General features: G+C 68.2%; 18 protein-coding genes and 2 tRNA genes. 12 read left to right on the forward strand and 8 right to left on the reverse strand.

Annotated features, from left to right (window positions below; translation table 11 throughout):
* Positions 1 to 3: 3 nt before the first annotated feature.
* Together Aple_RS06115 and hutH are read right to left on the reverse strand one after the other, a co-directional pair.
* Complete coding sequence (locus Aple_RS06115; RefSeq protein ID WP_155343493.1) at positions 4 to 996, reverse strand: chorismate-binding protein; 993 nt, start codon at positions 994 to 996, stop codon at positions 4 to 6.
* A gap of 49 nt (positions 997 to 1,045) precedes the next feature.
* On the reverse strand, positions 1,046 to 2,581 hold the full coding sequence (hutH, locus tag Aple_RS06120; RefSeq protein WP_155343494.1) for a histidine ammonia-lyase: 1,536 nt from the start codon (positions 2,579 to 2,581) through the stop codon (positions 1,046 to 1,048).
* A 124-nt stretch (positions 2,582 to 2,705) separates the two neighbouring features.
* Here hutH and Aple_RS06125 point away from each other — a divergent pair.
* The 7 genes from Aple_RS06125 (at position 2,706) to Aple_RS06155 (ending at position 7,112) form a co-directional block, all read left to right on the forward strand.
* Positions 2,706 to 2,777, forward strand: a tRNA-Gly gene (locus Aple_RS06125).
* A gap of 10 nt (positions 2,778 to 2,787) precedes the next feature.
* A tRNA-Val gene (locus Aple_RS06130) sits at positions 2,788 to 2,859 on the forward strand.
* Between the two features lie 305 nt (positions 2,860 to 3,164).
* A complete protein-coding gene (locus Aple_RS06135; protein WP_155343495.1) occupies positions 3,165 to 3,671 on the forward strand; it encodes a MarR family winged helix-turn-helix transcriptional regulator in 507 nt (168 codons plus the stop codon).
* A gap of 15 nt (positions 3,672 to 3,686) precedes the next feature.
* Complete coding sequence (locus Aple_RS06140; protein WP_155343496.1) at positions 3,687 to 4,508, forward strand: helix-turn-helix transcriptional regulator; 822 nt, start codon at positions 3,687 to 3,689, stop codon at positions 4,506 to 4,508.
* A gap of 107 nt (positions 4,509 to 4,615) precedes the next feature.
* The gene (locus Aple_RS06145) at positions 4,616 to 5,059 is read left to right on the forward strand and encodes an MmyB family transcriptional regulator (protein ID WP_155343497.1); all 444 of its coding nucleotides are present in this window, start codon (positions 4,616 to 4,618) and stop codon (positions 5,057 to 5,059) included.
* Positions 5,060 to 5,166: 107 nt separating this feature from the next.
* A complete protein-coding gene (locus Aple_RS06150; RefSeq protein ID WP_155343498.1) occupies positions 5,167 to 6,111 on the forward strand; it encodes an NADP-dependent oxidoreductase in 945 nt (314 codons plus the stop codon).
* Positions 6,112 to 6,173: 62 nt separating this feature from the next.
* Positions 6,174 to 7,112, forward strand: a complete 939-nt coding sequence (locus Aple_RS06155) for an NmrA/HSCARG family protein (RefSeq protein WP_155343499.1) — start codon at positions 6,174 to 6,176, stop codon at positions 7,110 to 7,112.
* Positions 7,113 to 7,171: 59 nt separating this feature from the next.
* Here Aple_RS06155 and Aple_RS06160 read toward each other — a convergent pair whose 3' ends face one another.
* Positions 7,172 to 7,489 (reverse strand): helix-turn-helix transcriptional regulator, encoded by a 318-nt coding sequence (locus Aple_RS06160; RefSeq protein ID WP_218038136.1) that lies wholly within the window; start codon positions 7,487 to 7,489, stop codon positions 7,172 to 7,174.
* Positions 7,468 to 9,630, reverse strand: a complete 2,163-nt coding sequence (locus tag Aple_RS06165; protein ID WP_218038137.1) for a glycoside hydrolase family 3 protein — start codon at positions 9,628 to 9,630, stop codon at positions 7,468 to 7,470. The genes Aple_RS06160 and Aple_RS06165 overlap by 22 nt, the downstream gene beginning before the upstream one ends.
* A gap of 394 nt (positions 9,631 to 10,024) precedes the next feature.
* On the opposite strand from Aple_RS06165, the gene Aple_RS06170 reads away from it, so the two are divergent.
* The 4 genes from Aple_RS06170 (at position 10,025) to Aple_RS06185 (ending at position 15,836) form a co-directional block, all read left to right on the forward strand.
* Positions 10,025 to 11,332: an ABC transporter substrate-binding protein gene (locus Aple_RS06170; protein WP_155343501.1), complete on the forward strand. Its 1,308-nt coding sequence runs from the start codon at positions 10,025 to 10,027 to the stop codon at positions 11,330 to 11,332.
* A gap of 103 nt (positions 11,333 to 11,435) precedes the next feature.
* Positions 11,436 to 12,314: a carbohydrate ABC transporter permease gene (locus tag Aple_RS06175; protein ID WP_246264200.1), complete on the forward strand. Its 879-nt coding sequence runs from the start codon at positions 11,436 to 11,438 to the stop codon at positions 12,312 to 12,314.
* On the forward strand, positions 12,311 to 13,156 hold the full coding sequence (locus Aple_RS06180) for a carbohydrate ABC transporter permease (RefSeq protein ID WP_218038138.1): 846 nt from the start codon (positions 12,311 to 12,313) through the stop codon (positions 13,154 to 13,156). The genes Aple_RS06175 and Aple_RS06180 overlap by 4 nt, the downstream gene beginning before the upstream one ends.
* Before the next feature lie 61 nt (positions 13,157 to 13,217).
* The gene (locus Aple_RS06185; protein WP_155343503.1) at positions 13,218 to 15,836 is read left to right on the forward strand and encodes a family 78 glycoside hydrolase catalytic domain; all 2,619 of its coding nucleotides are present in this window, start codon (positions 13,218 to 13,220) and stop codon (positions 15,834 to 15,836) included.
* Positions 15,837 to 16,052: 216 nt separating this feature from the next.
* Here Aple_RS06185 and Aple_RS06190 read toward each other — a convergent pair whose 3' ends face one another.
* On the reverse strand, positions 16,053 to 19,457 hold the full coding sequence (locus Aple_RS06190; RefSeq protein ID WP_155343504.1) for a glycosyl hydrolase: 3,405 nt from the start codon (positions 19,455 to 19,457) through the stop codon (positions 16,053 to 16,055).
* Between the two features lie 481 nt (positions 19,458 to 19,938).
* On the opposite strand from Aple_RS06190, the gene Aple_RS06195 reads away from it, so the two are divergent.
* On the forward strand, positions 19,939 to 21,576 hold the full coding sequence (locus tag Aple_RS06195) for a beta-1,3-glucanase family protein (RefSeq protein ID WP_155343505.1): 1,638 nt from the start codon (positions 19,939 to 19,941) through the stop codon (positions 21,574 to 21,576).
* Positions 21,577 to 21,633: 57 nt separating this feature from the next.
* On the opposite strand, the gene Aple_RS06200 is transcribed toward Aple_RS06195, so the two are convergent.
* The 3 genes from Aple_RS06200 to Aple_RS06215 all read right to left on the reverse strand — a co-directional run bounded on the left by Aple_RS06200 (position 21,634) and on the right by Aple_RS06215 (position 25,753).
* Entirely contained in the window at positions 21,634 to 23,625 is a 1,992-nt protein-coding gene (locus Aple_RS06200; RefSeq protein WP_170321308.1) for a hypothetical protein, read from the reverse strand.
* A gap of 548 nt (positions 23,626 to 24,173) precedes the next feature.
* A complete protein-coding gene (locus Aple_RS06210; RefSeq protein WP_155343508.1) occupies positions 24,174 to 25,142 on the reverse strand; it encodes a hypothetical protein in 969 nt (322 codons plus the stop codon).
* 350 nt (positions 25,143 to 25,492) lie between these two features.
* The gene (locus tag Aple_RS06215) at positions 25,493 to 25,753 is read right to left on the reverse strand and encodes a hypothetical protein (RefSeq protein ID WP_155343509.1); all 261 of its coding nucleotides are present in this window, start codon (positions 25,751 to 25,753) and stop codon (positions 25,493 to 25,495) included.
* Between the last annotated feature and the right edge of the window lie 53 nt (positions 25,754 to 25,806).

The following is a 25,806-nucleotide window of genomic DNA, read 5'->3' on the forward strand; positions in this document are numbered from 1 at the left end:
TACCTAACCTCCAAAGGACGCCAGACCGATGAGCCGTTCGGCCTTCAGTTCGGTTTCCCGCCACTCAAGCCGGGGATCGGAGCCCCAGGTTATGCCCGCTCCGGTGCCGAAATGGATCTCTTCACCGGAGATCCAGAAGGTGCGGATGCCAACGGCCAGCGCCGCTTCACGCCGGTCGGCATCCACCCAGCCCACCGCCCCACAGTAGGGCCCGCGCGGCTCTGGTTCGAGCCGATTGATGATGCGGAGCGCCGAAGACTTGGGGGCCCCGGTGACGGAACCGGGCGGAAAGGTCGCGCCGAACAGCTGCGGCCAGCCCGCCGTGGTACGCGCCCGGACGGTCGAGACAAGATGCACGAGACCGGGATGTTCCTCGACTTCGCACAGCGCGGGAACGCTGACGGTTCCGACCTCGGCGACCCGGCCGAGATCGTTGCGCACCAAGTCGACGATCATCACATTCTCGGCGTAGTCCTTTTCGAGGAGGTCGCCCGGGGTCACGCCGGTGCCTTTGATCGGCCGTGACTCAACTATGTCGCCATTTTTACCGAGATAGAGCTCCGGGGAGGCGGAGATCACGGCCAGGCCGGGGACGCTGATCACGGCCTCGTACGGGGCCGGGTTGCCCTCGGCGAGGCGGACGGCGAGGGCGAGGGGGTCCTGCGGGCCTTCGAGGGGGGCGGACATGATTCGGCAGAGGTTGGCCTGGTAGACCTCACCTCGTTCGATCTCGTCGCGAATCTCCTGGACGGCGTGCTCGTAGCGCTTCTGGTCGAGGGAGGAACGCCAGGAATCCCGGGCGGGTCCTCGCCAGGGGCGGGTGGGCGTGGGGAGCGGGGAGGGCCGTGCCTGGTCGAAACGGGCGCAGGTGACCTTGCCCTCGAAATCCACGACGACCGCCCACCAGCCCTCGGAGTCCAGCGCCGCGAGGTCGGTGGTCACATCCCGCAGGCCGACGGCCAATCGGCCGCCGATATGGGCGAACGCGTCGTGCATCCGCCCATTCTCCCAGCCCGCCGCCCGTGGGGGTTAGCGCCCCGAAATTTCAGGACAATTGCCCGGTTGCGGCCTCGACTGCCGCGACGAGGGATCCGTCCGCGACCAGCCGTACCACCGCCTCGATCTCGGGCGCGAGGAACCGGTCGGGCCCCGGCCCCGCGACGGACTCGCGCAGCAGCGCGACGGCCGCGCCCGTTCCCGCCGCGGGCCGGTACGGCTGCCGCAGCTCGATCGCCCGCGCCGCGGTCAGCACCTCGACGGCGAGCACCCGGGTGAGCCCGTCGACGGCCCGCCGCAGCTTCCGCCCCGCCGACCACCCCATCGACACATGATCTTCCTGCATGGCCGAACTCGGAATCGAGTCCACGCTCGCCGGAACGGCCAGCCGCTTGAGCTCGGAAACGATCGCCGCCTGGGTGTATTGGGCGATCATGTGCCCCGAGTCCACTCCCGGGTCATCCGCCAGGAACGCCGGCAGCCCATGGTTCCGCGCCACATCGAGCATACGATCGGTACGCCTTTCGGACATGGAAGCCACATCCGCGACCGCGATGGCCAGGAAGTCGAGGACATATCCCACCGGCGCGCCATGGAAGTTGCCGTTGGACTCCACCCGCCCGTCCGCGAGCACGACCGGATTGTCGATCGCGCTGGCCAGCTCCCGCTCCGCGACCGCCGCCGCGTGCGCGACCGTGTCCCGCGCGGCCCCCGCCACCTGAGGCGCGCACCGCAACGAGTAGGCGTCCTGCACGCGCGTGCAGGACCCGTCCCGATGCGACTCCATGATCCCCGAACCGCGCAGCAGCTGCCGCAGATTGGCCGCGCTCGCCGCCTGCCCCGGATGCGGGCGCAACGCCTGCAGATCGGCGGAGAACACCCGATCCGTCCCCAGCAGCCCTTCCACGCTCATCGCCGCGCTGATGTCCGCGACCTTCAGCAACCGGGTCAGATCCTCGATGGCGAGGACCAGCATCCCCAGCATCCCGTCGGTCCCGTTGATCAGCGCGAGCCCTTCCTTGGCGGCAAGCTCGACCGGCTCGATCCCGGCCCGCTTGAGCGCCTCGGGCGCGTCCATGAGCGCACCGTCCGCGTCCCGGACGACCCCCTCCCCCATGATCGTCAACGCCACGTGGGAGAGCGGAGCGAGGTCCCCCGAACAGCCCAGACTGCCGAACTCATGCACAACCGGCGTGATCCCCGCGTTGAGCAGGCTCTCCAGCACCCGCGCCGTCTTCGGCCGGATCCCCGTGTGCCCCGACGCCAGCGTCCTGAGCCGCAACAACATCAGCGCCCGCGTCACCTCGTCCTCGACCTCGGCCCCCGACCCCGCCGCATGCGACCGCACCAGGCTCCGCTGCAACTGCGCCCGCAACCCCGGATCGATATGCCTGGTCGCCAGCGCCCCGAACCCGGTCGAAACCCCATAAGCCGGGGTGTCCCCCTCGGCGAGTTCCTCGATCCTCCCCCGCGAGGCGAACATCTCCGCGACGGCCACCTCACTCAGCCGCACCCCGGCCCCGTACCTGGCCACCCGTACGACATCCACAAAGCCCAACGGCCCAGGCCCAACCTCAACGTCCATAATCACCCTCCGGAGGTAACCATCGTCAAGCATGGTAGCTCCTTACACGACAATTGATTTGGGGAGTCAGCCAGGATTCGCTAGTGTTCTCTCCGTGAGCCGGGCCCCAACCCGGCAAGATCACGCGGAAGTGGCTCAGTGGTAGAGCATCACCTTGCCAAGGTGAGGGTCGCGGGTTCGAATCCCGTCTTCCGCTCGCAGTTCCCGGACGATTAGCTCAGCGGGAGAGCGCTTCCCTGACACGGAAGAGGTCACTGGTTCAATCCCAGTATCGTCCACTCGGAGGCGGAGGTCTGTGGTCGCGAGCGGGAGCTCGCTCCTGCGGGCCTCCTCGTCGTTACACGGGGGGACGACCCCCCGAGCCCCCCGATGTGGGGGGCACAGCCCCCCACGCCCCCTGGGGGTGCTAGCGCGGTTGCCGTGGTCGACTACGCGGTCATCAGGTCCAGCATATTTCAACAGGTGATTCAGGGCTCCGGAGTTTCTCCGGGGTCCTTTTGATCTTTCAAGACTGCATCGAGTCGTCGGGCGTAGGTGGGAGGGCGGAGGCGCACTTCGAATTCAAAGCAAGTAGGATCATGGGGTGAGTGACCCGGCACCCGGCCTGAACTCGAAGCAACTCGGTGCGTACTTCGCTCTGATGGAGGTCAGCAGCCTTCTTCAGTACGCGGTCGACGAGCACCTGCGCGCCGACGGTGACCTCAGTTACGTGCAGTTCCAGATCCTGGCCCGGCTGGTGGACACGCCCGAGGGCAGGCTGCGGATGACCGATCTGGCCGACGGTGTCGTGTACAGCCGCAGCGGGCTCACCTACCAGGCGGGATTGTTGGACAAACGCGGCCTGATCACCCGCTCACCGTCGCCGGACGACGAGCGCAGTGTCATGGTGACTGTCACCGACGCCGGCCGGGCCCTGATCGCCCACGTGCTTCCCGGGCATGTCGACCGCGTCCGGCAGCTGCTGTTCGAACCGATGACCGGCAAGGACCTCGCCGCCCTCAGCACCGTTCTCGGCCGCGTCCGCGACCACATGCGCGCCACCCCGCCACGGTCCGCCAAACCCCGCGCCGGACGCAACCGAACCGACTGAAAGGCGGAGAGAGGGATGGACCGGGCACTGCTGGCGGACTTTCTCCGGGCACGGCGGGAGAGGCTGCAGCCGGAGGACGTCGGGCTTCCCCGTGGCTCCCGGCGTCGTACGGGCGGGCTGCGGCGCGAGGAGGTTGCGGTGCTGGCCGGCATGTCGGCCGATTACTACAGCCGGCTCGAGCAACAGCGCGGCCCGATGCCGTCCGAGCAGATGCTCGTCGCCCTGGCGCGGGCACTGAACCTCAGCCCGAGCGCGCGGGATCACCTGTTCGCCCTCGGCGGGCACTCGGCTCCGCAGCGCGTCCTGCGCGACGAGCAGGTCAGTCCCGTCATGAGCCGCATCGTCGAGCGTCTCTCGGACACGCCCGCGATAGTGCTCTCCCGGTTCGGCGAGGCACTGTCGCAGAACCGTGGGGCGGTTGCCCTGCTCGGCGATTACACCAGGTTCAGCGGCATGTCCCGCTACCTGGTCTACCGCTGGTTCACCGACCCGGCGCAACGCGCCCTCTATCCCCCCGAGGATCACGCCCTCCGCGGCCGGGTCTTCACCGTGGAGATCCGGGTGGCGTACACGGCCGACCCTACGGGCACAGCCGGAGAGATCGTCGAAGCGCTGCTGGCGGACAGCCCCGAATTCGCCGAAATCTGGCGGCTGCACGAGGTGGACGTCACCCACCACGACGATCTCAAGCGCTACCTGCATCCGGAGCTGGGCGAGTTGGAGCTCTTCGCCCGCCGGCTGGTGGACCCCGACGAGGGCCAGGAGTTGCTGGTCTTCCTGGCGGAGCCCGGCTCACCGAGCGACGAGAAGCTCCAGCGCCTGATCACGACGATCTGAGCCGCCCGGTTATCCACGGACAGTTTGTCCGTGGATAACGGTGACATTCACCCGGCTTCCGGTTCGCGCCACGCTTGATCGGTCGGACACGGAAGGCGGTGAGAAGCGTGGACCGGGAACTGCTGGAGCACTTTCTCCGGACGCGCCACAACGAGGTTACGGGCGATCACGCCGGCCCCGTCATGACGCGCATCGTCGAGCGCCTGTCGGACCACCCCGCGATGGTGTTCTCCCAGTTCGGCGAGGTGCTGTTGCAGACACGTCCGGCGATTGCCCTGTTCGGCGATTACACACGGTCCGGCGGATCGTCACGCTACCTGGTTGACCGCTGGTGCGCCGACCCGGCGGCTCGCGAACGCTACCTCGTCGAGGTGGGCGTCACCGACGACCGCCACCTCCGACGCTACCGGCATGCCGCACTGGGCCGGCTGGAGCTGTACCGCCAGCTTCTGCTGGATCCCGTGGAGTACCAGATGCTGCTGGTCTTCATGGCCGTCCCCGGCTCCTCGAGCGACGAGAAGCTCCGCCTCCTGGCTGCCGCGGGCGACTAGGTCGCCTGCTCACACCGTACGCAGGTTGCTTCGAATCTGAAGCGTGCTATGTTTCAAGAGTGCTTCGAAAACGAAGCACCTAACAAAGGAAGAGACGAGGGCTTGTGATGAAGGCAGTGCGTTTTCACGAGTACGGCGACCCCAGCGTCCTGCGTTACGAGGACGTCGAGCAGCCCGTCCCCGGCGCCGGGCAGGTGTTGATCCGGGTTGCCGCGACGTCGTTCAACGGGGTCGACGGCAACATCCGCGCGGGTTTCATGCAGGGCCCGATCCCGGTGACGCTGCCGCACACGCCGGGCATCGACGTGTCCGGCACGATCGCAGCACTGGGCGAGGGCGTAGGCGGTTTCGAGATCGGTGACCGGGTCGTCGGGTTCCTGCCGATGGCGGGCGATGGCGCGGCGGCGGAGTACGTCGTGGCTCCGGCCGATATTCTCGCGCCGGCGCCCACACGTGTCCCCTTGGTCGACGCCGCGGCGCTGCCGATCGTGGGTCTCACCGCGTGGCAGGCGCTGTTCGACCACGCGAAGCTGGCGGCGGGCCAGCGCGTGCTGATCAACGGCGCGGGCGGGGCGGTCGGGGGCTACGCCGTTCAGCTGGCCAAGAACGCCGGCGCGTACGTGATCGCCACGGCCAGCCCCCGCAGCATCGAGCAGGTCAAGGCCACGGGCGCCGATGAGATCATCGACCACACCACCACCGAGGTGACCGCGGCGTTGAGCGAGCCGGTCGACGTCGTGCTCAACCTCGCCCCGATCGACCCGGCGCAGCTGTCCGCGCTGGTCACCCTCATCCGTTCCGGCGGAGTGCTGGTCAACACCACGGTGTGGATGCCCGCGCCCAGCGACGAGCAGCACGGCGTACGCGGCATCGACCTGTTCGTCCGCAGCGACGCCGACCAGCTGTCCCGGCTGGCCGCGCTGATCGACTCCGGCGAACTGCGCGTCGACGTCGCCCAACGGGTCCCCCTCGCGGAGCTGCCGGCCGTGCACGCCCAGGCCGCCGCGGGCGCGCTGCACGGCAAGACCGTCATCGTCGCCCTCACCGCCTGACGCCATCCAATGAGGCCGACCCGGCCACCTTCGAAGCACAACCCATGACAGGAGAAACCTCGATGTCTCACGACAAGGTGATCACGGTGCTCGGCGCGACCGGCACGCAGGGCGGCGCGGTCGCGCGGGCGCTGCTGGCCGACGGCGAATTCACCGTACGGGCGGTGACGCGCAACGCCGCATCACCCAAGGCGCAGACTCTGGCCGGGCTCGGCGCCGACGTGGTGGAGGCGACCCTCACCGACGAGGGCAGCCTGCGCCGGGTATTCGAGGGAGCATACGGCGCGTTCCTGGTCACGCCGTACTGGGAGCACCGTTCGCCCACCCGGGAACTGGCCGAGGTGGAGAACCTCATCAGCGCGGCCCAGGCAGCCGGCCTGCGGCACGTCCTGTGGTCGACGCTCGAGGACACCCGGGAGGCGATGGCGGCCGACGACAACCGGATGCCGTTCGTCGACGGCTATCGAGTGCCGCACTTCGACGTGAAGGGAGGGGCCGCCGACGCCCTGTTCGCCAAGTCCGGCCTCCCTACCACGTACCTGCTGCTGTCCTTCTACTGGGACAACCTGCTCACCCTCGCCAAACCGCAACGCGACCCCGACGGGACGCTCGCAATGCACCTCCCGCTCGGCGACACGCCCATCGCCGGCGTCGCCTCCGACGACATCGGCCAGGTAGCGCTGCGCGTGCTGCGCCAGCCGTCAGAGACGATCGGCGCCACGATTCCCGTGGTCGGCGAGTACCAGACCGGCGAGCAGATGGCGGCGGCGCTCAGCACGGTGCTCGGTGAGCCGGTGGCATACCGCCCACCCACCCACGACCAGTTCCGCGGCTTCGGCTTCCCCGGCGCGGACGAGCTGGGAAACATGTTCCAGTACTACGCTGAGTTTCCCGGATCCTACCTCGGCCGCCGCGACCTCGAGGTCGCGCGCGTGTTCAACCCGGATCCGCTCAGCCTGACCGACTTCCTGGCCGCACATCGTACCGAACTCACGGCCTGACCGACTTCCCGGCAACTCGGAGGAGCCCCGGTAGACCCGGCCGGGGCGTTCACCGCGGCTCAGGCTGGGCGTTGGGAGGGCTTGGCGAGTTCGATGGAGTTGTGGGTGAATCGGTTGCGGTAGGAGGTGGGGCTGAGGCCGAAGTGGGTTTTGAAGCGGCGGGCGAAGTAGTTCTGGTCGCTCCAGCCGACGCTCTCGCCGATGTGGGCGACCGGTTCCTCGGTGTGGAGGAGCAGGGCGGCGGCCGTTTCGACGCGTTGGCGGGTGAGGTAGGCCATCGGCGGCAGGCCGGTCTCGTTCTTGAAGAGCCTGACCAGATAGCCGGGTGCCAGGTGCAGGTGTTCGGAGAGTTCGGTCAGGGTCCAGTCGTGGGCCACGCTTGATTCCAGCACGCGCATGGCCTGGACGACCGCTGGGTGGGTTGGGCCGGTGGCGTCGATGAGGTCGTTGTCGGCGACGGCGCGGGCGAGGTGGCCCAGGAACAGCGACAGCCGTCCGATGATGTCGGCGCGGTGTTTGGCAAGGGGCCGCGCTTTCCGGGCTCCCCGGTGGCCGAGGGCAGGGTCAGGTAGACCTGGCTGGTCTCGGTGCCGGTGCGGTCACCGGTGTTCTCGACCTTGAAGCTGACCTTGATGTTGTCCTTGTTCACCACGAGGTTGAGATCGCGGTAGGAGAAGGATGTGTACGACAGGCCGTAGCCGAAGGGGAACAGCGGCTCGATGCCCTGGGAGTCGTACCACTTGTAGCCGACCTTGAGGCCCTCGGTGTAGTCGACCTGGCGGATGGTGGCGCCCGTGGGCTTGGTGCCGGGATACTGGGCGGCCGTCTGGGTGGGGGTGTCGGTGATGGCCTTGGGGAAGGTCATCGGCAGCTTGCCGGAGAAGTTGTCGTCGCCGTACAGCAGGCGGGCGATGGCGGTGCCCTGCTGGTCGCCGGGGTACCAGGCCTCCATGACGCCCTTGACATTGTCCAGCCAGGGCATGAGGACGGCGCTGCCGGTCTCCAGGACCACGATGGTGTTCGGGTTCGCCGCTGCGACGGCGGAGACGAGCGCGTCGCCGTTGCCGGCGAGGTTGAGGTTCGGTCGGTCGCTGCCCTCGCCCATGGTGTAGTAGCCGAACACGATGGCCACATCGGCCGAGGACGCGGCGGTCGCGGCGGCGGTGGTGTCGGAGCCGTTGGCGTAGGTGACGGTGGCGCCGTTCGCGGCGGCTCGCTGGGTGATGGCGTCGAGTGGGGCGACCGCGGGGATGGAGCAGCTTCCGGCGCCGAATCCGCTCATACCGCACACAGTGTTGGTGCTGACCCCGCCGGTGGGGGTGTTGGAGGCGGTCGGCCCGATGACCGCGATCTTCTTGGTGTCCGCGGTCAGCGGCAGGATTCCGTCCTGGTTCTTGAGCAGGACCGATCCCTGGGTGGCGATGGCTTGGGAGACGGCCTTGTTCTGCGGGGTGGAGACCACGGCGTCGGGGCTCGCGGGCACCGGGTGGTCGAACAGGCCGGCGGTGATGTAGGCCCGCACGACCCTCAGCGCGGCGCCGTCGACCTGTGCCTGGGTGATCTGTCCGGCGGTCTGGGCCGCCTTGAGCTTGGCCGGAGTGAGGTAGTTCGGCCGGTTGAGTTCCTGGTCCATGCCGGCGACCAGGGACGGGGCGGTGGAGTGGACGGCCCCGAAGTCGGAGACGACGTAGCCCTGGAACCCGAGGGCGTTCTTCAGGTTGTCCTTCAGCAGCGGGTTCTCACAGGCGTAGACGCTGTTGATCTGGTTGTAGGAGCACATGACGCCGCCGGGCGCGCCCTGGTCGATCGCGATCTCGAAGGGCAGGTCATAGACCTGGCGCAGCGTCCGCTCATCGATGTTGGAGGAGCTGGTCGTCCGGTCGAGTTCCTGTTCGTTGGCGACGTAGTGCTTGACCACGGCCATCGCCGGCTCGTCGGGGTTGCCGGTCTGCAGCCCGTTGATGTGCCCGGCGGCCAGGGTGCCGCTCAGCAGGGAATCTTCGCCCAGGTACTCGGGAGTGCGGCCCAGCAGCGGGGTGCGGCCGCTGGCCAGGCCCGGGCCGAGGACGACGTTCTTGCCCTTGCGGAAGGCCTCGTCGCCCTGGGCTTTGCCCTTGGCGTAGGCCAGGTCCTTGTTCCAGGAGGCGGCCAGGCCGATCTGTGCGGGGAAGGTGGTCACCCCGGTGCTGCCGCGGACGCTGTCGGGCCCGTCGGTGTAGGTGACCTTCGGCGTGCACGGCAGCTGAGCGGGGTAGGTGATGCCGCTGAATGTGGTGGTCGCGGGCTGGTTGGCGGGTTGTTCGACCAGCCAGCGCAGCTTCTGGTCGAGCGTGCTGGCGTTCAGCAGGAGACGCGCACGCTGATCGGGGCTCTTGGTCGGGTTCATCCACGGGCACTCGGCGGGGAAGGACACCTCGGCGCCCGCACCCGGTGAGAGGCCGATCTGGGTCAGGGCGACGATCGCGAGCGGCAGCGCCGCCCGCAGCCGCCTCCGGAGGGGGGTGATTGATCTTCGCATCCGGGGCTCTCCTCAGGTGCAGGGATGTTTCCGACAGGTTTCCTGCCGCTTGCTCGATGGATCGTGCTCCAGATCACACCGGAGGAGTTAGCCCGTGATTCACCTGTACTAGCAGAAAGTTCACCTCACTGGCCCTGGCGCGTTGATGATCAAGGTCAGGTGCATTTCGTGCTAGTAGAGGTGCACTGCGGGCTAACTCCGCGCCCGCGGGTGGGCGCATCATCGATCTTTAAGAAATGCGAAACGCGCTTGAAACATGCGGCGATCGCGCAGGTCAGACAGGGTCCACCTGAGAAACCGCCCCGGTTGATCTCAGTGGAGCCGCTCGGGGGTTGGGCGGCCCGGCCATCCCAGCCGGGCCTTCGGCTGGCTTTCGACACCCACAGGAGAACAAGTGAGATCCCAGAAACTCGCGGCGATCACCGTCGTGTCGTCCCTTCTCGCGACCGTCGCGTGCGGCGGTTCGAGCAAGAGCGGTTCCAGCGATGCCGGGGCGGACGCCTCCGGCCCGGTCTCGGTGGAGTTCCTCAGCGTCCAGCAGCCGACGGACAACTGGCCGACGATCCTCACCTCGTTGATGGACGGCTACAGCAAGGCCCACCCTGGCAGCACCCTGAAGAACAGCTACACCCCGCAGACCGACCTGGACCAGAAGCTCCAGCTCCTGGGGGCCCAGAACTCCCTGCCGGTGCTGTTCAACGCGCCGAACACCCCCGCCGCCCAGGCGGAGATGGGGCAGTCGGGGAAGGCGGTGGACCTGGAGGCCAAGCTGACCGAGCTCGGCGTGATCGGCCAGGTGAGTCCCGCCGCGATCGCGGTCATCAAGCAGCTGCAGGGCGGCAAGATGTACGCCCTTCCGTTCGAGCTGAACATGGAGGGGATCTGGTACAACAAGAAGATCTTCGCCGACAACGGCATCACTCCGCCCGCCACCTGGGACGAACTGGTCGCCACGGCGACCACCTTGAACGACAAGAAGATCCAGCCGTTCGCCGCCTCCGGTGTGGAGGGCTGGCCGATCAGCCGGCTGCTCGGTGACTACATCTTCCGGCTGTTGGGCCCCGACGCGCTGAAGAAGGTCGCCGACGGCACCGCCAAGCTGACCGACGGGCCCTACGTGCAGGCCGCTCAGGCCATCGCCGACCTCGGCTCCAAGGGCTTCTTCGGCAAGGGCGTCACCACTCTGGACTACCAGTCCGCCGAGGACCTGTTCCTGCAGGGCAAGGCCGGCATGTTCTACATGGGCAGTTGGGCGGTCGGTGACTTCAACGACCCCGCCAAGAACAAGATCGGTGCCGACACCATCGGGTACATGCCGTTCCCGACCGTCGCCGGCGGCGTCGGCACGGCCGACCAGACGCCGATGAACGTGGGTCTGCCGACCATGGTCTCGGCCAAGGCGTACACCCCGGCCGTCGGGGAGTGGCTGAAGTACTTGGCGACCAACTACGGCGACACCGCCCTGTCCAAGCGCGGCATCGTCACCGGTTTCAAGGTCAACAACCCGCCGGCCACGATTCCGGCGACCACCAAGGTCGTCCAGGACCAGATTGCCGGCACCAAGGATCCCGTGCTGTGGTTCGAGGCGCTGTTCTCGGCCAGGGCGACCTCCGTCGCGCAGAAGAACGCCGCTCGGCTGGTCACGGGCAGCTTGTCGCCGCAGGACTACATGTCCGACGTCCAGGACGCCCTCAAGGGCTGATCGGCCTTGTCGACTCTGCGGTGGCCGGGTCGGACGCGGCCCCGGTCACCGCGGTCCAGCCCCACCCCGTCCCATCCGTGCTCTGGAGGCCGCCTTGGAGAAAATGCTGCGGGATCGCCGCGCGATCCTGCTGTTCATCGGGCCACCGCTGGCCATCTACACGCTGATGATGCTGCTGCCCATCGTCTGGTCCTTCGGTTACACCTTCTTCGAGGGCAACGCGCTGACGGGGTTCTCCTTCACGGGTCAGTCGAACTACACCAAGATCTTCCATGATGACGCGTTCTGGGCCGCGACATGGGTGACGCTCAGGTACTCGGTGCTCGTCACCATCGGCCAGGTGGGCGCCGGGCTGTTCCTGGCCCTGATGTACGTGTTCTACCTGCGGAGAACCTCGTCCGTCATCCGGACACTGGTGTTCTTCCCCGTGGTCCTGCCGACCGTCGCCGTGGCGCAGATGTTCGTGAAGCTCTTCCAGGTCTCTCCGCAGAACGGGCTGGTCAACTCGGTGCTGGAGGGCGCCGGGATGGGTTCGCACGTGCAGGACTGGCTCGGCACCCCCTCCGGGGCGTTCTGGATCCTCATCGGCATGGACATCTGGCGATCCATGGGCTTCTACGCGATCCTCCTGTACGCCGGCCTGGTCGACGTGCCCGAGGACATCATCGAGTCCGCCCGGCTCGACGGGGCCTCGGGGTGGAAGCTGACCCGCCACATCGTCCTGCCGCTGCTCACCCCGATCCTCGTCAGCTCGATCATCTTCAGCATCAACGGCACGCTGAAGGTCTTCGACTCCGTGCTGGCGCTCACCAAGGGCGGGCCGGGCGAGACGACCACGCCGCTGACGCTCTACATGTACAACACCGCGTTCACCTATGGGGACTACGGCTACGGCAGCACGATCGCGATGTCGCTGACGATCCTGAGTCTCGCCGTCACGCTGGTGATCTTCCGTACCGCGCGAAAGGACGTCCGGCTGTGACCGCCTCCCCTCTGCGTCGCCAGGTCGGCCGGATGCCGCTCCGGCTGGCGATCACCTTGCTGGTCGTCATCGAGGTCGCGCCGCTGGCCTGGTTGCTGATCTCCTCGCTCAAGGCCGAAGACGAGTTCTCCTCCAGCCCCGTCTGGTCGCTGCCCCGCGGACTGCACTGGCAGAACTACGTGGACGCCTGGACGACCGGCAATATGAGCGTCTACTTCCGCAACAGCCTGCTCGCCACCCTGCCCGCCCTCGCACTGATCATCGTCCTGAGCGTCGCGGCCGGGTTCGCTCTGGAGATCATGCGATGGAGGGGCCGCGACGGCGTGCTGCTGCTGTTCCTCGCCGGGGTCATGGTGCCGCTGCAGATGGTGCTTCTCCCGCTGTTCACCATCTACTTCCAGACCAACCTGATCAACACCTTGTGGTCACTGATCATCACCTACACCGTCTTCGGGCTGCCGCTCAGCGTCTTTCTCATGGCCGGCTACTACAAAGCCATCCCGAGAGAGATCCTGGAGGCCGCGGCGATCGACGGCGCGGGCATCTACCGGACGTTCTGGAGCGTGGTCCTGCCCACCGTCCGCAACGCGATCTTCACCGTCGCCCTCGTGCAGTTCTTCTTCATCTGGAACGACCTGCTGCTGTCGCTGACCTTCATCAGCGACGACAACCTGCGGACCGTCCAGACCGGCCTGCTCAACTTCGTCGGCCAGTACGGGCAGCGCGAATGGGGACCGACCTTCGCCTCGGTCTGCATGGCCGTCTTCCCGACTCTGGCCATCTACCTGGTGCTCAACCAGAAGGTGATGAAGGGCCTGACCGCCGGCTCCGTCAAGGGCTGACCTCCCGCCCCGCCACCCGTTTGCGCCCACGCCCCACTTCGCAGAAGAGGTATGCCTCCGCATGGCCAGCCCACGCGTGATTAACGTCCGCTTCGAACATCTTCGAGAGTCTTTGGGAATCGGTCTCGCCCGTCCCCGCATCTCGTGGAACGTGGCCACGTCCAACCCCGGCTGGGCTCAGACCGCCTATGAGATCCAGCTCGACGGAGTGCCGCAGGGCCGCGTCGCGTCGGCGGATTCGCATCTGCGGGCCTGGCCCGGATCGCCGCTCGGCTCACGGGATCGCCGGGCGGTCGCGGTGCGGGTATGGGGTGCGGAGCAGGCACCACCGACCGCCTGGAGTGATCCGGTGGTCGTCGAGGCCGGTCTGCTGGAACCGGCGGACTGGACCGCGGCGATGATCGCACCCGACCTGCCCGAGGCCGAACTGCCCCGGCCCGCTGCCCTGCTCCGGCACGGGTTCTCCCTTCGCGGCCCGGTGGTCGCGGCCCGGCTGTACAGCACCGCCCACGGCGTCTACGAGCTCGAGCTCAACGGCAGCCGGGTCGGTGACGACGTGCTCGCCCCGGGCTGGACGAGCTACGGCCACCGGCTGCGCTACCGAACCCACGACGTCACCGCGCTCCTGTCCGACGGGGACAACGTGCTCGGCGGCTGGCTGGCCGACGGCTGGTACCGGGGCCGGGTCGGCTTCGAAGGCGGGCGCCGGCATGTCTACGGCGACGAGATCGGCCTGGTCGCCCAGCTCGAACTGCGCTACCAGGACGGCACGGTGGAAACCGTGGCCACCGGTGCCGGTTGGCGGTCGGCGCCCAGCCCGATCGCCTCGGTCGGCCTCTACGAAGGGGAACGTCACGACGCCCGGAAGAACCAGCCCGGCTGGTCGGCTCCCGGTTTCGACGACACCTCGTGGCAGAGCGTTCACGCGATCCCGTACGACCCGGAGACCCTGGTCGCGCCGACCGGCCCGCCCGTACGCGGGGTAGAGATCATCGAACCCGTCGAGGTCCTCACCTCGCCGTCGGGCAAGACGATCCTCGACTTCGGGCAGAACATCGCTGGGAGGCTCCGCATCACCGTGCGAGGCGAAACCGGCCGGGTGATCACGTTGCGCCACGCCGAGGTGCTGGAGCACGGCGAACTGGGCGTGCGCCCGCTGCGGACCGCCACCTCCGTCGACACCTACATCCTGAGCGGCGACGGCACCGAAGTCTGGGAACCTCGGTTCACCCTGCACGGCTTCCGCTACGCGCAGGTCGACGGCTGGCCCGGCGAACTCGCCACCGGTGACGTCGTCGCCGTGGTGTGCCAGACCGACATGGAGCGCTCCGGCTGGTTCACCAGCTCCGACCCGCTCCTCGATCGGTTCCACGACAACGTCCTGTGGAGCATGCGCGGCAACTTCGTCGACATCCCCACCGACTGCCCCCAACGCGACGAACGCATGGGCTGGACCGGAGACATCCAGGTCTTCGCCCCTACGGCGGCCTACCTCTACTCCTGCACCGGAATGCTCGAATCCTGGCTGGCCGACCTCGCCGCCGAACAGGAGCAGTACGGGACGGTCCCGGTGTACGTCCCGTGGATCGACCTGGGAATCTTCCCCACCGAACCGACCGCGGCCTGGGGAGACGCCGCCGTCATCGTCCCCTGGACCCTCTACGAACGCACCGGCGACGTCGAACTCCTGAGCCGCCAGTACTCCAGTATGAAGGCCTGGGTCGACCAGATCACCGAACGTGCCGGAGACGCCCACCTGTGGGACAGCGGATTCCAGCTCGGCGACTGGCTCGACCCCACAGCCCCGCCCGAACGTCCCGCCGAGGCCCGCACCGACCCCGCGCTCGTCGCCAGCGCCTACCTCGTCCGCTGCACCACGATCCTCGCCGACACCGCCGCGCTCCTCGACCGAGCCGACGACGCCCTGCGCTACAAGGACCTGGCCGAACGAGCCCGCGAGGCGTTCGACACCGAGTTCCTGTCGTCCTCGGGCCGGATGGCCAGCGACACCCAGACCGCCTACGCGCTCGGCCTGCAATTCGACCTCATCGAAGGCGCGGACCGGCGGGCCCGCGCCGGCCGCCGCCTGGTCGAACTGGTCCGCGCGGGCGGCCACCGCATCGCCACCGGCTTCGTCGGCACCCCGCTGGTCTGCGACGCGCTCACCTCGGTCGGAGCCATCGACGACGCCTACCAGCTCCTCCTGCAGACCGAATGCCCGTCCTGGCTGTACGCGGTCACCATGGGCGGCACCACCGTGTGGGAACGCTGGGACAGCATCCTGCCCGACGGCAGCATCCACCCCGGCGAAATGACCTCCTTCAACCACTACGCCCTCGGCGCCGTCGCCGACTGGATCCACCGCACCGTCGCGGGCTTGGCCCCCGGCTCCCCCGGCTACCGCCACATGATCATCCAGCCTCTCCCAGGCGGCCGCCTCACCCAGGCCAGAGCCGCTCACCTCACCCCATACGGCCTCGCCGAGGTCAGCTGGGAACGCGCCCACGGCGAACTGGAGCTGACCGTCCAGATTCCGCCGAGCACCACCGCGACCGTCCATCTCCCCGGACACCCCGACGACCCGTTCGAGATCACAGCCGGGACACACCGATTCACCTGTCCCTTCCGCGACGCCGATGACGACCGCGTCATCACCGCCAACCCGGCGCCACTCGGCTAGAGCGCCACACCGGCCTACCAGCTCGGCCGGACAGCGGCGAACCTGCTGCTCCAAGAGTGCGACCGCCCCGAGCAGCACGCCCATCGGCACGTGCTGTTCCCACCAGCGCTCGCCGCCCGCACCACCACTGATCGCTCTCCCACGACCCGAGAGAAGGCATGATGACCGCAATGGTGATGGCGGCGGGCCGCTCGTGTGGCCCGCCGCCATCGTCGGCTACGCGAAGGGCAGCCGGATGACGCTCTGGTTGCCGATCCCGACGGTGGTCGTGGTGGAGCCGATGGCGCTCCAGATCTCGACCCGCACCGAGCCATTGGCCAGGTTGCCGAGCGCGCCGGTGGCCGTCTTCACCCCGGACGCCTGGGTGTAGTGCTCATAGCCGATCACCGGGTCGGTGGCGAAGTACGTGTACGTCTCCACCCGGTCCCAGCTGCCGTTTCCGGTCAGGTCGTAGGAGACCCTGACCTGCGTGGCGTTGCCGACATTGGTCCCAGCGTCCACGAAGACGTCGAACGTGGTGGCCGCGCCGCTGAACGTGCCGGTCAGCCCGGTCGCGTTGTAGACGGCGGCGTTGGTCGGGACACCGTCGTGGTTTCCAGCGGCCGCGGCCAGCGTGACGGTGCCGGCCGCACCCGTCGTCCCCGGCAGGGAGCCGTTCGACTGCGGGTACCGGTTGGCGGAGAACTGAGCGGGCGGTGAGGGCGACGGGCTTGGGCAGACGCCACCGCCGTAGACCTTGAACTCCCACAGCGAGTAGCCCCATGCGGTGCCCCGCGCCGTACCGTAGAGCCGCACGTAGCGGCCCGACCCGGACACCGTCAGGTTGTCCGTGCCACCGTCACCGGTGGTGGTGGAATAGATGTCGGTCCAGGTCGTCCCGTTGGTGGAGGTCTGGATCTGGTACGACCGCCCGTAAGCGGCCTCCCAGGTCAGTTGCACCGACGAGATGTTCTGCACCGAGCCGAGGTCTACCTGGACCCACTGCGGATCGCTGAACGCGCTCGACCAGCGGGTGGCCCCGTCACCGTCGAACGCCAGGTTGGCCGGGTAGCCGCTCTCGGTGCTCGACGAGGTGGCCGGTCGGCCCTGCGAGAGCAGGGAGGCCGGTGTGCACGGCGAGGGCGACGGGCTCGGGGACGGGCTGGGCGACGGGCTGGGCGACGGACTCGGGGACGGGCTCGTGGACGGGGACGGGTTGGGCGACGGCGTGCCGCCCCCGGTGGCGTTGCCGCCGCTCCAGGTGAACAGGCCCGAGGTGACGGTCTTGCCGGCCGGCGCGGTCAGCGTCGTGCCGTTGGAGAAGGTCACCGTCAGCGAGCTGTTGGTGATGTTGGAGGCGACGTAGGTCCGTACCCCGTTCTTGACGAAGACCTTCGCCAGCGGGTGGTTCGCGGTGACCGTGGTGTCCACCGTGCCCAGCGAGGCCAGGTTGCGCAGCCAGTGGAAGGTGTGCGCCTTGCTCTCGCCCTCCTCGGAGGTGAAGCTCGGGTTGGCCTGGAAGGCCGCCAGAGCAGCCGGTCCGTCCGCGAGTGCCCGGAACTCCTGGAGGATGTCCTGCCAGACCGTCGGTGGGCCGCCGTTGTTGGTGACCAGCTCGTTGTAGTTGGTCAGCACGTAGGCCGGGTACTCGCCGAGGTAGAAGTGGCCACCGGTGATCGGCAGCATGTTGATGCCCTGGATCATCTCGGGCTCGGCGCTGAACCAGGTGGCGTACGCGCCGCCGGAGCCCCAGACCATGCCGACCGTGGAGTGCCCGAAGGTGGACGGGAAGTTCTCGTTGCGCACGTCGAACCAGTACTCCTGGATCGCCGCGGTCTGGGTGGCGTAGATGAACACGCCGGCGTCGCGGACGGCGGTGTTGCCGGTCGCCTGACCCCACTGGATCAGGGCGTTGGCGAAGTTCATCCCCTCCGAGGAGGACTCCTGGTTGTTGCCGGAGCCGAACGCGCCGTGCCCGGAGGCCCAGTCGTGGCCCGCGTAGATGTCGAAGTCACGCAGGTACGGGAAGCGGGCGTCGCCGCGGTCGTAGTTGTTGGCGTCCCGGATCAGCAGGTCGACCATGCCGCCGTACTGGCCGCTGGTCGCCCAGGTCGGGTCGAACTTCGCCAGCGTCGCCGCGGCCGCGATGTAGTAGCCGTAGTGGAAGTGGTGGTCGTTGAGCTCGGCGTCCGAGCCGTACGAGGCCGGGTAGCCGAGCAGGGTGCCCCAGGCCGAGTTGTAGTAGAAGACCCGGCTGGTCTTTCCCGAGCTGGCGGTGAACCAGTCGTTGAGCCTGGTCCGGATGCTGTTGAGCGCCGAGTCCTGGACAGCGGTCAGGTTGAGCTGGTCGGCGATCTCCGCGATGCGCGCCGCCCGGCCCAGGCCCTTGCCGGTCCAGTAGGTGTCGTCGCCGAGGCCCGCTGTGGGGTCGCCGAGCTCCGCGTTCAGGTAGTTGGTGACGGTGGTCAGGTCGCCACCGGCGTTGTCGCCGACCGCCGGGATCTCGGGCAGCACACCCTGGAACTTCATCGTGGTGCTGAACGAGGTGCCGGTGACCACCTTCATCTGGCCGCGCGCCGAGATGTAGGTCTGCGCCAGCGGCGTCGAGCCGGTCAGGTAGTTCCACTGGTGCGGGTAGAGCGCGATGACGGTGCCGCTCGCGCTGCCTTCCCGAGCCGTGGTGGTGAAGGTGTAGGTGGTGCTGACGTTCGAGTTGCTCGGGTTGTAGGAGTACGACACCCGGGTGCCGGTGACGTGCGCGTGGGCGTACTGCGCGTAGGTGTTCGCCAGGCTGGTGCGAGTGGCCGCCGGGGTCGACGGCGACGTCGGCAGCACCGCGACCGAGAAGTAGTTCTGCCCGTTCAGCGTCGAGGAGATGCTGGTCCCGCTGACCGTCCAGGTCGAGCCGCTGGGGGCGAAGCCGAGGTAGTCCTTGCCGTTGACGGTGAACCCGATGGTCGCGCCGCTGTTGGACCACACGGTCGGGGTAGCGCTGGTGGTGATCTGCGCGTTGCCGCCGGTCTTCTGGAAGTAGGCGAACGGCAGGCCGTGCCCGATGGTGGCCTTCAGCGTCCGCGTGCCGTCACTCCAGTACGGGGTGACCGTCCAGTCCGTCCAGCCGTCCACCTTGGCGTCCGGCGAGTTCAGCCCGGTCACGCCGACCAGGATGTCCTGCACGTACGGGTAGTGGTACTCGCCGACGCCGGTCGCGGTGCCGCTGATCGCGGCGACGGTGTTGTAGGAGAAGCCGAGGCCGCCGGGGAACGTGTCGTACGAGATCGGGTGCGCGTGCAGCGGCTCGCTGTAGGCGCAGTCGAACCGCTTGAACAGCAGCGACGACCACCAGTCGTTGGTGGGGACCGCGCCGGCCGGGGCGTTCGCCGTGACGTAGGCGCGCGGGTTGGTCGACAGTGATCCGCAGCCGGACGGCAGCGCACGGCCGGCCGGCAGCGTCTCGGTGTACGACCCGGCGCCGACCGTGCCCGCCTGGGCGGCAGGCGTGCTGACCACGAAGGCGAGCATCGCGGCGATCATCGCCAGCACCACGCTGACCACGACCGACCGCGACACGGTACGGCGAGCCGGCGGGCGGGCGCTGGGCGGTGAGGTGCCGGGTAACTGAGCCCCAATGGGCTGGTCCATTTTTCCTCCGTGGGGTGACGACCAGGGGGTGCGGGGAGTCGGGGTGCGGACGGGATCGAGGACTACAGCGGGTGATGTGTGGGTTTCGCGGTGGAATCGGGGACGCACCGGAGAAAGCGTCCTGCGGGACGGGCTCTCTCCACCGCGATGAGAGCGCTCTCTCAGCGCGGAAACTAGTGCCCGGAATACTTCTCGTCAATGTTTCTCACTGATTGCCCGGAGGTTAATCCCTCCCGTGCACGTCAAGGCGGTCCGGTGACACGGCGCCGAAGCCGCCCCGGCGCCGCACGCCCTCGGCTGCGGGCCGCGACGTCGCCCTCCGCCCATTGACGAGCGATGGAGCCCGGCCTACTCTGCGAGAGCGCTCTCTACGCTGGAGGCTCTTCCAAGACGAGTGCTCGTGAACCTTATCCCGGCGAGGTAACCCGTCCCGCTCCTCTTACCTGAGCCACCTCACTCGACGAATGTGAGGACTTCGCAAATGCCTACCAAGCGAAGGGTCTTAGGCACCCTGGCCGCGATCGCCATGGCCATCCCGATCGCGCTCGCCGCCGCCTCGCCCGCCCAGGCGATCGGACCCGCTCTCCTGCCCGTGACCGTCACCAACAGCACGGGCCGCGCCGACGCGGTCTATCTGTACGTGATCGGCGTCAACCTCAGCACCGGCCGGCTCGGCTACGTCAACGCGGCCGGCACCTTCGTTCCCTGGACCGGCGGCCAGATTCCGCCGTCACCGGCCCCGGACGCGTCCATCGCCGGACCCGGAAACGGTGCCAGCACGACCATCCGGTTCCCGCGTGGCTTTTCCGGCCGGGCGTACTTCTCCTTCGGCGAGAAGCTCAAGTTCTTCCTGACCCCTGACGGACTCGTGCAACCCGCGCCGTGGGCGAGCGGCGACGCGAACCGGAACATCCTGTTCGACTGGAGCGAGTTCACCTACAACGACTCCGGGCTCTGGCTCAACAGCTCCCAGGTCGACATGTTCGCCGTCCCGCACGCCGTCACCGTGACCGGCGCCACCGGCGCCACCAAGCGCACCGGCGACGTCGTCTCCAACGGGCGCCAAACCACGATCAACTCGATCCGGGCGCAGGCAGGATGGGCGAACACCGCCTACACCCGTTCCGACGGCACCGTGCTGCGCGTCCTCGCGCCGGGCAAGGCGGCCGACGCCGGCCTGTTCAGCCCCACCTACCTGGACGGCTACATCACGTCGGCGTGGAACGCCTACACCGGCAGGACACTGACGGTGGTGCCGTTCACCGACCAGCCCGCCATCAGGTACTTCGGCCGGACCAGCGGCAACGTCATGAACTTCACCAACTCCGCCGGACAGCAGGTCGCGTCGTTCAACAAGCCGACCAGCGCCCATGTCTGGGGCTGCGACGGCAACCTGCACGCGCCCAACGACCAGGTCGTCGGGCCGATCGCCCGCACGCTGTGCGCCGCCCTGAACCGCGGCACCCTCGGCACCATCGACACGCAGCCCAGCCTGGACGCGTCCCAGTTCTATCTCAACAACCCGACCAACCAGTACGCGAAGATCATTCACGCGAACATGGTCGACAAGAAGGCCTACGCCTTCGCCTTCGACGACGTCGGCGCCTTCGAATCGCTGGTGCACGACGGCGACCCGCGCTCGGCCGGCATCATCCTGAGCCCGTTCGGCGCCGGCGACCCCAATCCCCCGGCCTCGTGGGTCAGCCTGGTCAACAAGACCAGCGGCAAGTGCCTTGACGCCCGCTCCTCCGGCACCGCCAACGGGACGGCGATCCAGCAGTACACCTGCAACAACTCCTACGCGCAACAGTTCCAGCTCCAGCCCACCAGCGGCGGCTACGTGCGGATCAACAACCGCAACAACCCCGCCCAGGTGGTGGACGTGAGCGAGGTGTCCAGCGCGGACAACGCGTTGCTGCACCTCTGGGCCTACGGCGGCGGCAACAACCAGCAATGGCTGGCCGTTTCCGAAGGCGGCGGTTACTACCACTTCACGGCCCGGCACAGCGGCAAGTGCGTCGACGTACCCGGCGCGTCCACCGCCAACAGCGTCCAGTTGGTGCAGTACACATGCAACGGCACCGGCGCGCAGTCGTTCCGATTCGTCACCCAACCCTGAGATCCCCTCGGTCAAGGCAGCCGGCCAGCCGGTACATCGGCCTGGCCGGCTGCGACCTCAAGGCGCTGGGTTGAGTCCGGCGTCGGCCTGAAGATAGATCAGCGAGGTCGGCGTGACGATCTCCCAGGGCTCGTCGACGGCGGTCTCCATTCCCGGCCGGTCGAGGGCGTCGCCGATCAGTTCCTCGATCGGCGGATAGGGGTTGGAGCGTCCGCGCCACCCCTTCGGCGACAGCTTCGGCACCTCCGAGGTGGCGAAGTAATCCCCGACCGCGTGCTCGTACCCCGCCCGGACCGGCACCATCACCCGGGCCGCCCCGGCCCGCAGGAACGCCTCGTGGGTCGGATCCGTGCTGGTCCGGGCCCGGAGCGTGCCCCAGCGCTCCCGCCCGGCCCACTGGTACGGGTAGAACAGATACACCATGTTCTCCCAGTCGAAGACGTCCTCGAAGAACTGGATGTAGTCGGCCTCCTTGGCGAGCTCCATCCGGTTGACGCGCGGGGCGTCGCCGGCCGGGAAGGTGAGCGCGCCGAACAGGTCGAAATCCTGGCCGCTCAGCACGGTCTGGCACGCCCGCTTCAACTCCAGCTGCTCGACGCGCCGGTTGACCGAGGAAGGCTGATCCGACCGGTACGCCTCGCGCGCCTGCCGCCGTCGCTGGTCGTTCTCGTAGGCGGACAACTGCGCCAGATAACCGGCGCGGATCGTCTCGTACGTGCGCAACCGCCACGCCTCGAAGGCGGCTCGCGTACGCTCGCAGCGCACCCGCACCACCACCGTGAGGCCGCCGCGCTGATCGGCGCTGAGGCCGATGGGCAGCGGCCCGGGAAGCACATGGTCGAGCGAGACGGTGAGTTCGCCGTCGTCCGCGTCGCTGACGGTGACACGCTTCTCGCCGATCGCGATCTGCACCGCCTGGGTGGATTGGCCTTCCTCCGTGGAATACTCGCCGCTCTCCAACGCCCAGGTGACGGTCACGTAGGCGTCGCCGGCCGCATAGCCGTTCGGCACGCCGACCTCGCCGACGTAGGAGCTGTAGCCCCATTCCGGCTGGGACTTGTCGGTGGTGTTCCTGGGGTAGTCGAACGGCCGCGCCGCCGGATCGGCGAAGGTCGCGGTCGCGAACACCTCCTCCTCGGGCGGCGGCTCGACGCCGAGCACGTCCCAGCGCGCGGCCTTGGCGACGTAGTTCTTCTCGGTCAGCTCCGCGATCTCCAGGAACCAGCCGGCCGGCTTCGGGACGGCGCCCTGATCGGTGTCCTGCTGATCCAGGTAGACCAGCTGCGCGGCCGGCTCGGGGACGATGAACTCCAGCATCAGCCGCTCGCCGTAGTTGTAGAGCTGGGCCTGGTCGACCTTGTTGAGCCAGCGGTAGACGCCGGCGATGTTCGCCGAGCCGCCCGCGTTGTCGAACCTGTGCTCGTTGGTCTCCGTCACGCGCGTCGTGCTGGTGATGGTGCGGCGCTGGGAGACTTCGGTGCGCAGCAGCTCGGAGGCGCTCTCGGTCATGGTCTTGGCGTACGAGACGGCCGAGCTCATGCTCGTTTCCGTGGTGGTGGAGCGGTCGGCGTTGATGTCGACGCCGGCCTGGATCGGGCCGAAGCCGCCGGAGACGCTGACGCCCAGTGACATGGAGGTGCTCTGCGTGGCCGCCGTCTGGAGCGCTCGGTCGAGGCTGTTCCGCTCGGTGGTCTCCAGTTCCTGAGTGGTCTCGGAGATCGACTGGGTCGAGGTGGTGATCGTCTCGCTGGTCCGGGTGTCGACGACGTGAGTGCGGGCCCGCACCTCGCTGGCCAGTACATTCTCGATGTGCGAGATCTCGCCGGGCTCGTAGCGCAGATGCGTGGTACGGATGATCACGAGGTCGCCGCGGCCCGCGATCCGCGCCTGGGCCGTCAGCACCGGAACGCTCGGCGGAATGTAGGCCGTCTCGGCCTCGACCGTGGCCTCGAAGTCTCCGGCCTCGACCGTGCTCGACCGGCGGCGGGCGACGTCGCGTTCGGTGTCCAGGACCTTGCGGAGGCCGCGCAGCGTGGCAGTGGGCGGCACCCCGAGTTCGGCGGCGCCGGCAGCTCCAGTTCGCGGCCCTCGATCAGCGTGCGGACCAGGCAGGCGTCCTCGGCCTTTGAACTCGCGAGGCGGAGCAGCGCGATGCCGCGTAAGAGGCGGGTCAGCGCCGCCGCGCCCCTCGGCCTGCCCAGGAACCGGCCGAGGACGATCATGTCCACGGCCCAGCGGGACAAGGCGGCGACCGCGCCACGGAGCTGGTCCGGCGCCATCCGGCGTTCGGCGATGACCGCGCGCAGCTTTCCGACCGTGAGGCGCGAGTCGACGGCGGCGCGCAGCAGCAGGGCCAAGGCCAGCCGCCCGACGTCCTCCAGCAGGTCGTCGCGTTCCCCTGCCCGCGCGGTGTGCAGAGCCAGAGCCTGCTCACGGTCGCCCGCCGTCACCGCCTCCTTCACCTGCGGCGACCAGTCGTCACCGAAGTCGACGACTTCCGTGACGGCCTTCGGTCCGGTCGAGCACGAGCCGTCCGGATCGCTCGTACGGCGCAGCTGGACGAAACGTAACGAGCCCTCTGACATCAATCCTCACCTTCAGATTTCCGGCAAACGCAGGGCGGCCGGCATGCCGTAGTAATCGACCTGCCGATTGAGCCTTCGCACGAGCCCGTTCCACTCCTCACGACGGTCCGCGTCCTGAAGCAACCTGAGCGCGTTCTGCCATTCGTCCTCCTGCAACGCGCTCATGAGTTCGGCCAGGGTCCGCTGGTCGAATCCGACGACCGCGTCGGCGGCCCGGTCGAAATCGGTAAGGGGGAACGACCCCAAAGTCTCCCCCGACGGGAACGTGAACCCCGTGGGCCCCTCCGCGCGCTGCTCATAGGTGTAGCGGGACACCTCGCGGCGCGTCGGAATCGCACGGTTTCCGTAGCGGTCGAGCCGGGCTCTGATGAAGTTGCGCCCCGCCTCGAGGTCGGTCCGCGCATGGTCCCATCGCCCCAGCAGATGCAGATTGCTCGGCTCCGACGCCCCGGTGATCATGGCGAGCCGGCTCGCCCAGAACTCCTGAGGAAACTCATCGGGATTGCTCCGGTACTGATTGCTCAGCCGCCGGACCCATTCATCCATGTCCTCGATGAAACGCTGGGTCCCCCCGACATGCTCCCACTCGTAGACCAGGGATGCCACATCCAGCGCGTTAGGACGCGCCAGCGCCATCTCGAATAATTCGTCCCTCGACAGCCGGTAGTACGGATCACGGGCATAGCGGCTGCGGAAGTCGAGCGAATTTCCGGACCGCCGGACCGTGTCACTGCCGATCCGGGCCCGGATCTGCTCAAGTTCGGCTTCGCCGGCCGCCAGAATCCTCTCGTTCTGGAGCCGGGCCGCGAGTTCCCACCGCGCCTGCTCCACAGTGCGCGGCTTAGGTGGCCCCTTCTCGTACCTGAAGCTGTAGATCGGCGGGTTGCCGGTCGAAATCATGTGCGCGATCTGCACCTCGGAGAGCAGCAAGTCGGGGTCGTAGTCCCACGCGTGCACCTCGTCGTAGCTTCTGACCTGCAACCCCGGAACAGTTCCACACCACGCGCGGTCAGCGGGATCTCCCGGTTCCAGACCCGCGACGCCATCACCATGCCGATCGAGCGGTGGCCCCGCTTCGTCACCTTGTCTCCGTAGGGCGGGTAGTGCAGGTCCGGGCCGACCGGCGCGTTCATGGGCATGACGTTGAGCTTGGCGTTGAGATCGTCCGGAAACTCGACGTGGAAGCCCTCGTGATACCGGTACGAGCCGTAGGACACGCCACCGTCGAAGGGCGTCATCGTCGTCCTGAAATCGATATACGCCCGCCGGAGCGCGTCAACGTACTCCTCGGGATTCGAGGTGCGCAGCAGCGTCGCCGAGGCCGGGCCGAGTCACGCGTCGACGACGGCGTAGAGCAGCGACCGGGAGTCTCCGCCGGCCAGGAAGCCCTCGATGCTGATGTTCGGAAAGTCCTCGCGTACGGCCTCGAAGGCGTTCTGCAGCCATCCGGACCGCACGCAGAGGCCGGATGGGTCGATCAGCTCGCGGGGATCCCGCGCGAACGAGCGGGGCGCGCGGCCGGCGGCGAAGATCGCCCGGACCTGCGGTGTCATGCGCTGGAGCTGGTTCAACAGCGCGAGCTGCTCCGACATGGACCGGATCGGCGGGTTCGCGAGGAGATCACCCAGGCGCGTTCGGACATCCC

Source organism: Acrocarpospora pleiomorpha, assembly GCF_009687885.1.
GTDB lineage: Bacteria > Actinomycetota > Actinomycetes > Streptosporangiales > Streptosporangiaceae > Acrocarpospora > Acrocarpospora pleiomorpha.